This window comes from Streptomyces sp. rh34, from assembly GCF_002551245.1.
Classification (GTDB): Bacteria; Actinomycetota; Actinomycetes; order Streptomycetales; family Streptomycetaceae; genus Streptomyces.
On the sequence record NZ_NTGZ01000309.1, the window covers coordinates 1 to 7,972 of the forward strand.

6 protein-coding genes are annotated in these 7,972 nt (G+C 73.2%); 3 read left to right on the top strand and 3 right to left on the bottom strand.

Features of this window, described 5'->3' with window-relative positions; translation table 11 throughout:
* Window positions 1-199 precede the first annotated feature (199 nt).
* From CR470_RS33405 to CR470_RS33415, 3 genes are all read left to right on the top strand, one after another.
* On the top strand, window positions 200-982 hold the full coding sequence (locus tag CR470_RS33405; protein ID WP_097871203.1) for an ABC transporter ATP-binding protein: 783 nt from the start codon (window positions 200-202) through the stop codon (window positions 980-982).
* The gene (locus CR470_RS33410) at window positions 979-3,834 is read left to right on the top strand and encodes an FtsX-like permease family protein (protein ID WP_097871204.1); all 2,856 of its coding nucleotides are present in this window, start codon (window positions 979-981) and stop codon (window positions 3,832-3,834) included. The genes CR470_RS33405 and CR470_RS33410 overlap by 4 nt, the downstream gene beginning before the upstream one ends.
* Before the next feature lie 110 nt (window positions 3,835-3,944).
* The gene (locus tag CR470_RS33415) at window positions 3,945-4,493 is read left to right on the top strand and encodes a bacterial proteasome activator family protein (RefSeq protein WP_073799940.1); all 549 of its coding nucleotides are present in this window, start codon (window positions 3,945-3,947) and stop codon (window positions 4,491-4,493) included.
* Window positions 4,494-4,603: 110 nt separating this feature from the next.
* Here CR470_RS33415 and CR470_RS33420 read toward each other — a convergent pair whose 3' ends face one another.
* The 3 genes from CR470_RS33420 to CR470_RS33430 all read right to left on the bottom strand — a co-directional run.
* Entirely contained in the window at window positions 4,604-5,596 is a 993-nt protein-coding gene (locus CR470_RS33420) for an NAD(P)H-quinone oxidoreductase (RefSeq protein ID WP_097871205.1), read from the bottom strand.
* A 31-nt stretch (window positions 5,597-5,627) separates the two neighbouring features.
* Window positions 5,628-6,764, bottom strand: a complete 1,137-nt coding sequence (locus CR470_RS33425; RefSeq protein WP_097871206.1) for a potassium channel family protein — start codon at window positions 6,762-6,764, stop codon at window positions 5,628-5,630.
* Window positions 6,722-7,972, bottom strand: a 1,251-nt coding sequence (locus CR470_RS33430; RefSeq protein ID WP_097871207.1) for a molybdopterin molybdotransferase MoeA, incomplete at its 5' end; no start/stop codon positions are given. The genes CR470_RS33425 and CR470_RS33430, both read right to left, overlap by 43 nt.

Sequence of the window (7,972 nt, forward strand, 5' to 3'; positions counted from 1 at the left end):
CGCCGAGCCCGGCCCCGCGGCCACCCGCGGTCCGGCCCGCGCACTGGCCGGCCGCACACGGTCCAAGCGCTGAAGCGGAAGCCCCACGGCACAGGCGGACGCCCGTCCCGGTGCCGCCGCACCGCCGCACCGCCCACAGCACAGGCGGCGCTGCCGCCCCTGCCCGATCCACGTTGTTCCCAGGGGGGAACCACCCACCATGCCTTCGTCCGCCACACCCCCGCCCCCGCCGTCCTCCGGGACGCCCGGCGGCAGCCCCGTACTCGAACTGCGGGCGCTGACCCGTACCCATGGCTCCGGCATCGCCGAGGTGCACGCCCTGCGCGGGATCCAACTCGCCGTGTACCCGGGCGAACTGGTCGCCGTGATGGGCCCCTCCGGCTCCGGCAAGTCCACCCTGCTGACCCTGGCGGGCGGGCTCGACACCGCCACCAGCGGCCAGGTGGTCATCGAGGGCCAGGACATCGCCGCCCTCGGCCCCAAGGGGATGGCCGCACTGCGCCGCCGCAGCGTCGGCTACGTCTTCCAGGACTACAACCTCATCCCCGCCCTGACCGCCGCCGAGAACATCGCGCTGCCCCGCGAACTCGACGGCGTCTCCGTGCGCAAGGCCCGCAAGGAGGCCCTCGCCGCGCTGGCCGAGCTGAAGCTGGAGGAGATCGCCGACCGCTTCCCCGACGAGATGTCCGGCGGCCAGCAACAGCGCGTCGCCATCGCGCGCGCCCTCGTCGGCGACCGGCGCCTCGTGCTCGCCGACGAGCCGACCGGAGCGCTCGACTCCGAGACCGGCGAGTCCGTCCTCGCCCTGCTGCGCACCCGCTGCGACCAGGGCGCGGCCGGCGTCATGGTCACCCATGAGCCCCGGTACGCGGCCTGGGCCGACCGGGTCGTGTTCCTCCGGGACGGCTCGATCGTCGACCAGACGCTGACCACCGGAGCCGACTCCCTCCTCTCCGCCGGAACCGCCGAGGCCGCCACGTGAGTCCCTTCTCCGGATGGCGCGCCGCCTTCCGCATAGCCCGGCGCGACGCCGTACGGGCCAAGGGCCGCAGCGCCCTGGTCGTCGCGATGATCGCCCTGCCGGTCCTCGGTGTGACCGCCGCCGACCTCACCTACCGCAGCGCCCTGCCCACGAAGGCCGAGGAGCTGACCGGTGAACTGGGGTCGGCCGACGCCCGGTTCTCCGCCACGAGCATGGGGCCGGTGAAGCTCCAGCAGATGCCCGACGGCATCAACTGGAACCCGCCCGAGGGCGCCCCGGACCCGACACCCGAGGAGCAGGAACGGCCGGTCGACGTGCCCGCCACCTTCCCCGGGGGATCGCGGCACCTCACCGAGCGGAGCGTTCCCGCGTCGGTGACCACCCGCCACGGCATCACCGACACCGAGATCACCGAACTGCGCATCTCCGACCCGATGCTGCGCGGCCGGATCGAGCTGACCGACGGCGCGTACCCCCGGGCCAAGAACGAGATCGCGGCGACCGAGGACTTCATCGAGGCGTCCGGGCTGTCCATCGGCGACCGCGTCACCGTGCGCGGCCCCGACCAGTCCTACACGCTCACCGGCGCGGTAGAACTGCCCGCCGACCTGCGGGCGGACGAACTGTACGCGCTCCCCGGCTCGGTCATCGCCCCCTGGCAGAAGACCGCCGACGGCGACAAGGACATCCTGCCGCCCCAGGCGAGCGACCCGAAGTGGCTGGTCCAGGGCCCGCCCGGGGCGGGCGTGACCTGGCAGGACATCCTCGCCGCCAACGAGAAGGGCGTGGTGGTCAAGTCCCGCCAGGTCGTCCTCGATCCGCCGCCGGACTCCGAGGTCCCGATGGCCGGGACGAGTAACGCGTACGACACGGACACGGAGCTGACCGCGGCGGTCCTCACGGTGGCCGCCATGGCCGTCCTGGAGATCGTGCTGCTGGCCGGACCGGCGTTCGCGGTGGGCGCCCGCCGCTCACGGCGACAGCTGGGCCTGGTCGGCTCGTGCGGTGGCAGCCGGAGCCAGGTCCGGGCCGTGGTGCTCGCGGGCGGCGCGGTGCTCGGCGGGGTCGGCGCGGTGGCCGGCGTCGGCGCCGGGTTCGGCCTGACCGCCCTGTTCCGCCCGATGATCGAGGACTACACGGGCAGCCGCTTCGGCGAACTGACCGTACGTCCCTGGGAGGTCCTCGGCATCGGCCTGCTCGGCCTGGTCACCGGCGTCCTCGCCGCGCTCGCCCCGGCGATCGTCGCGGGCCGCCAGTCGGTCCTGGAATCGCTCACCGGCCGGCGCGGCACCCGCCGCAGCTCCCGCGTACTGCCCGTCATCGGTGTCGTCGCGCTCACGGTCGGCGTCGCGATCGCGGTGTACGGCGGGGTGGCCGGCGACACCGCCTTCGTCGCCGGCGGATCCGTCCTCGCCGAACTGGGCGTCCTCGGCTGCATCCCGGTGATCGTCGGCTTCCTCGGCCGGCTCGGCCGGAGGCTCCCGCTGACGCCCCGCATCGCCCTGCGCGACGCGGCCCGCAACCGGGGCCGCACCGCACCCGCCGTCGCCGCCGTGATGGCGGCAGTCGCGGGCAGCATCGCCATCGCCACGTACACCAGCAGCCACGCCGCCGAGCAGGCGTACGACCACTCGCCCAACCTGACCCCGGGCACCGCCGCCCTGATGGACTCCGGCGTCGGTGACGACACCGATCTGGCGCGCTCCCGGGCCGCCGTCGAACAGAGCTTCCCGGTCAGCGGAGGGCGCGCCGACTTCGGCCGCGTCTGGGCCGGCAGCGACTGCTCGGTCTATTACGAGGAGGAGGACGGCTGCGGCACCCTCGAACTCGTCAAGCCCACCGGCAAGGGCCACTCCTGCCCGCTGAAGGGCAAGGGCGCCAAGGAGCTCGCCCTGCGGATCTCGGCCGACGAGCACAAGCGGCTGATGAACTCCCCGGCCTGCATGGACGAGAACTACACCATGACCGCGTTCGGCACCGACGACGACAAGATCGTCATCGGGGGCGCGGACGTGCTCGACTCGTACGTGAAGCTGGAGGACCCGGCGGCGGCGAAGGCCCTGGCCGAGGGCACCCCCGTCCTGCTGAACTCGGCGTACGCGAAGAACGGCGAGGTCACCCTCAAGGCCACCCACACCTACAACGACCGCGACAAGAAGCACCGGGCCCTGCACCCCGGCAAGGCCCGCACCACCACGGACCGGCTGAAGGTCCACGTCGCACCGGACCGCTACGCGGCGACGCCGGGCATCCGGATGGTCCTGCCGAAGGAAACCGCGGAACGGCTCGGCCTGCACGTAGAGGACTACGGCAGCTTCTACACGCTCAACCGTGATGCCACGGACGCCGAGACCCAGGCCGCCTACGCGGCGCTCCAACAGGCCGGGGACCGCGCGTACCTGATGACGTCGAACGAGATGTTCCGGACGCAGGACGACACGATCCTGCTGATCCTCGCCCTCTTCGCCGGTGTGGTGACCCTGGGCGCGGCGGCCATCACGACCGGGCTCTCCAAGGCCGACGCGGAGGCCGACCTCACCACGCTCAGCGCGGTGGGCGCGCCCCCGGGCCTACGGCGTTCGCTGTCCGGCTTCCAGTGCCTGGTCGTCGCCCTGACCGGGGTGCTCCTGGGAACGGCGGCGGGGCTCGTGCCCGCGGTGGCCCTGCGGCTGACCGACCTCCGCGCGGCGCTGGCGGACATGCGTGCGGATCCGATGCAGTCGGCCTACACGCCGATCGTGATGCCGTGGGAGACCGTCGGACTGCTGGCCCTGGTCGTCCCGGTCCTCGCCGGACTGCTGGCCGCCGGCCTCACCAGCTCCCGGCTGACCCTGGCCCGGCGCGCGGGGTGACAGGCGCTTCCGGCACTCCCGGAAGGCTTCCGGTGCCCCCGAAGACGGTGGATCATCCGTTTCCGGGGGCACCAACGTGGGGTACGGCACGTGTGCGAGACAATGGCGGCATGGAAATGCCGAGGAATGACCGGTCGCAGGAGCACCCGCAGGTCCTTGTCGTGGGCCAGGACGGAATGGCTATCGGCGGCGGTGCCAGTGACGACGAGTCGCGCGAGGTCCCGGTGACGGAAATGGTGGAACAGCCCGCGAAGGTCATGCGCATCGGCAGCATGATCAAGCAGCTTCTGGAGGAGGTCAGGGCGGCTCCCCTCGACGAGGCGAGCCGGGTCAGGCTCAAGGAGATCCACGCCAGCTCCGTGAAGGAGCTGGAGGACGGTCTGGCACCCGAGCTGGTCGAGGAGCTGGAGCGGCTGTCGCTGCCGTTCACCGAGGAGTCGGTGCCCTCCGAGGCCGAGCTGCGGATCGCCCAGGCGCAGCTCGTGGGCTGGCTGGAGGGCCTCTTCCACGGCATCCAGACGGCGCTGTTCGCGCAGCAGATGGCGGCCCGCGCCCAGTTGGAGCAGATGCGCCGCGCCCTGCCTCCCGGCTCGGGACACGAGGACGAGGAGGGCGGGGCTGACCCGCACGGCCCGATCCGTTCGGGCCCGTATCTGTAACCCCGTATCCGCCTCCTGAAGTCCGAGGACCGACCGCGAGGGGCCCGGCGCACCTCACGGTGTGCGCCGGGCCCCTCGTCGTGGCCGTTCACCGGTGACGGTTCACGGGGTCAGGCGCCGGCCGACGGCGCGAGAAGCAGCACCTTCCCGATGTGCGCGCTGGACTCCAGCACCCGGTGCGCCGCGGCGGCGTCCGGCATCGGCAGCACCCGGTCCACCACCGGCCGGACCACCCCGCCGTCGATCAGCGGCCACACGTGCTCGCGTACGGCGGCGACGATGGCGGCCTTCTCGTGGAGCGGGCGGCCCCGCAGCGAGGTCGCGGTGACGGCGGCCCGCTTGGTCAGCAGGGCGCCGAGATTCAGCTCGCCCTTGGCGCCGCCCTGGAGCCCGATGATCGCGAGGCGGCCGTTGACGGCGAGCGCCGTGACGTTCCGGTCCAGATACTTGGCGCCGATGAGGTCCAGAATGACGTCGGCCCCCGCCCCCGCGGTGTTCTCCCGCAGCTCCTCGACGAAGTCCTGCTCGCGGTAGTTGATGAGGATGTCCGCCCCCAGCTCGGCGCACCGGGCGAGCTTCTCCGGGCTGCCCGCCGTGACCGCGACCCTGGCGCCGACCGCCTTCGCCAGCTGGATCGCCATCGTGCCGATGCCGCTGGAGCCGCCGTGGACCAGGAAGGTCTCGCCGGGGCGGAGGTGGGCCACCATGAAGACGTTGGACCACACCGTCGCGGTGACTTCGGGGAGCGCCGCGGCCTCCACCAGGTCGACGCCCTCCGGTACGGGGAGGAGCTGTCCCGCCGGCACGGCGACCTTCTCCGCGTAGCCGCCGCCCGCCAGCAGCGCGCACACGGCGTCGCCGACCGCCCAGCCGGTCACCCCGGGACCGAGTGCGAGGACGCGGCCCGCGCACTCCAGGCCGGGATAGGGGGACGCGCCGGGCGGCGGGTTGTAGAAGCCCTGCCGCTGGAGCACGTCGGCGCGGTTCACAGCGCCGGCGACGACCTCGACGAGGGCCTCGCCGTCGCCGGGTACGGGATCGGGCACCTCGGTCCACACGAGCGCCTCGGGGCCGCCGGGTTCGGGAATCGTGATCGCATGCATGGCCGCGAGGCTACTCCGGCACGGCGTGCGTTCAGGGGCGCGGCGGCATCGAGTTGTTCGGCACGGAGGTGGAGCTGGGGCTCTTCCGCACGATGGTGATGACCCGGTCCGTCAGCTGCAACGGGCTGGCCGCCGGGTCGTCGTAGCCGAGCAGCCGGTGCCCGCGCAGGACACTGACGACGAGGTCGTCCGTCTCCCGTACGTTCTTGCCCACCTCGGCCTTTATGACCGGCCGTTCCACCAGGTCGAGACCGCTGCCCTGCTGGATCAGGTCCTCCATCACGGTGCCCGCGCTGGGGCTGAGGACGGAGAGGCCGAGCAGTCGCCCGGCGGCACTGGCGCTGGTGATGACGGCGTCGGCACCGGACTGGCGCAGCAGGGGAGCGTTCTCCTCCTCGCGCACCGCCGCCACGATCTTCGCCCCGCGGTTCAGCTGACGCGCGGTCAGGGCCACCAGGACGGCGGTGTCGTCGCGCTGGGTGGCGATGATGATCTGACGTGCCTTCTGGAGCTCGGCGCGCAACAGGACATCGCTGCGGGTGGCGTCGCCGAGCACACCGGTGAAGCCTTCGGCGTTGGCGGCCTCGATCACCTTGGAGGCCGGATCGACGATGACGATCTGGTCCTTCCGCAGGCCGGTGGCGCAGAGAGTCAGGATCGCCGAGCGGCCCTTCGTACCGAAGCCGACGACGACGGTGTGGTCACGCAAGTTGGATCTCCAACGCTTCAGCCGGAAGTCCTCCCGGGTCCGTTCCGTGAGGACTTCCAGGGTGGTACCGACCAGGATGATCAGGAAGAGGACACGCAGCGGTGTCACGAGCACCACGTTGATCAGCCTGGCCCCGTCGCTGAACGGCGTGATGTCGCCGTACCCGGTGGTGGAGAGGGTGACCGTCGCGTAGTAGATCGCGTCGAGCAGATCGACCTTGCCGTCAGCGGTGTCGTTGTAGCCGTTGCGGTCGAGCCAGACGATCAGCACGGTCGCGGTCAGCACGAGCAGGGCCATCAGCAGACGCTTGGCGACCTGACGGGCCGGGCCGACGACGACCCGGCGGGGGAGCATCACCCGGGTCGGCACGACCAGTTCGTCCGCTTGCCTGGCCATCGCATCGTGGCCGGGAAGTTTCACGTGAAACACCCTTCCGTCCACGGCGTCGCCGGGGCCCATGGGAGATCCAGAATCTCCACCTCGGTGCCGGACCGTACCCCGCCCGGCACCACCACGGCCAGCCCGTCCGCCGCGGCGATTCCCCGCAGCATCGCGGGCCCGTTGTAGCGGAGCGGAGCGACATGGTCCCGGCCGCCCGCCCGGCCCGCGCGGTGGACCACGGGGACGAGGCGGGTGTCGTGCGGATGCCCGTGCACCTCGGCGTGGACGAGAGCCCGGTACGCGTCCTGCGCGGGTCGGCCCGCAAGGCCCGCGAGCAGCGGCTCCGCGAGTGTCAGCAGACCCGATACGGCCGCGAGCGGATTGCCGGGCAGCCCGACCAGGTACGGCCCGTCCGGCGGTCCCTGCGCCGGTCCGGCGGCCGGCAGCCGCGCCAGCAGCATGGGGTGGCCGGGGCGGACCGCGGCTCCGTCCACCAGCAGTTCGGCCCCGAGAGCGTCGAGGACCGGGTGCACATGGTCCACCGGGCCGGAGGCGGTGCCGCCGGTGGTGACGATCAGGTCGGCGTCGGAGGCGGTGAGGGCGTCGCGCAGCGCCCCCGCGTCGTCCCCGAGGCGGCGGGGCCCGGAGACCTCGGCGCCCAGGGCCCGTAGCCAGGGGCCGAGCATGGGGCCGAGGGCATCCCGGATCAGCCCGTCGTGCGGCAGGCCGGAGGCGAGCAGTTCGTCGCCGAGGACCAGGATGTCGACGCGCGGGCGGGGCACGGCGGGCAGCGCGTCGTACCCGGCGGCCGCGGCGAGACCGAGCACGGCCGGGGTCACGACCGTCCCGGCCGGGACGAGCTGCTCGCCCGAGCGGCACTCCTGGCCCCGGGGCCTGATGTCCTGCCCGGCGACCACGGGCCGACGGGCGTGCAGCAGCCCCCTGGCCTCGTCGGCGTGCGCGTGCTCGCTGCGGATGACCGCCGTGGTGTCGGGCGGGACGCGTGCGCCGGTGGCGATCCGCACGGCGGTGCCGTCGGGCAGGGGTGTGGCCGGGCCGCGTCCGGCGAGGAGCCCCGCCCCGGCCCCGAACGCCCAGGGCCCCGGCCCGGCGACCGCCCAGCCGTCCATGGCCGAGGTGTCGAAGGACGGCAGATCGGTGAGCGCGCCGAGCGCCTCGGCCAGCACATGGCCCAGCGCGCGGTCGAGCGGCAACCGGATCGTCGCGAGCGGACCGGCCCGCCCGGCCCGCGCCGCGACCGCCCGCGCCCGGTCCCAGGAGAGGGG

Bases quoted from the DNA above. Each gene is read 5' to 3' on its own strand.
- CR470_RS33405 (WP_097871203.1), top strand. From the start codon at position 200: ATGCCTTCGTCCGCCACACCCCCGCCCCCGCCGTCCTCCGGGACGCCC.
- CR470_RS33415 (WP_073799940.1), top strand. From the start codon at position 3,945: ATGGAAATGCCGAGGAATGACCGGTCGCAGGAGCACCCGCAGGTCCTT.
- CR470_RS33420 (WP_097871205.1), bottom strand. From the start codon at position 5,596: ATGCATGCGATCACGATTCCCGAACCCGGCGGCCCCGAGGCGCTCGTG.
- CR470_RS33425 (WP_097871206.1), bottom strand. From the start codon at position 6,764: ATGGGCCCCGGCGACGCCGTGGACGGAAGGGTGTTTCACGTGAAACTT.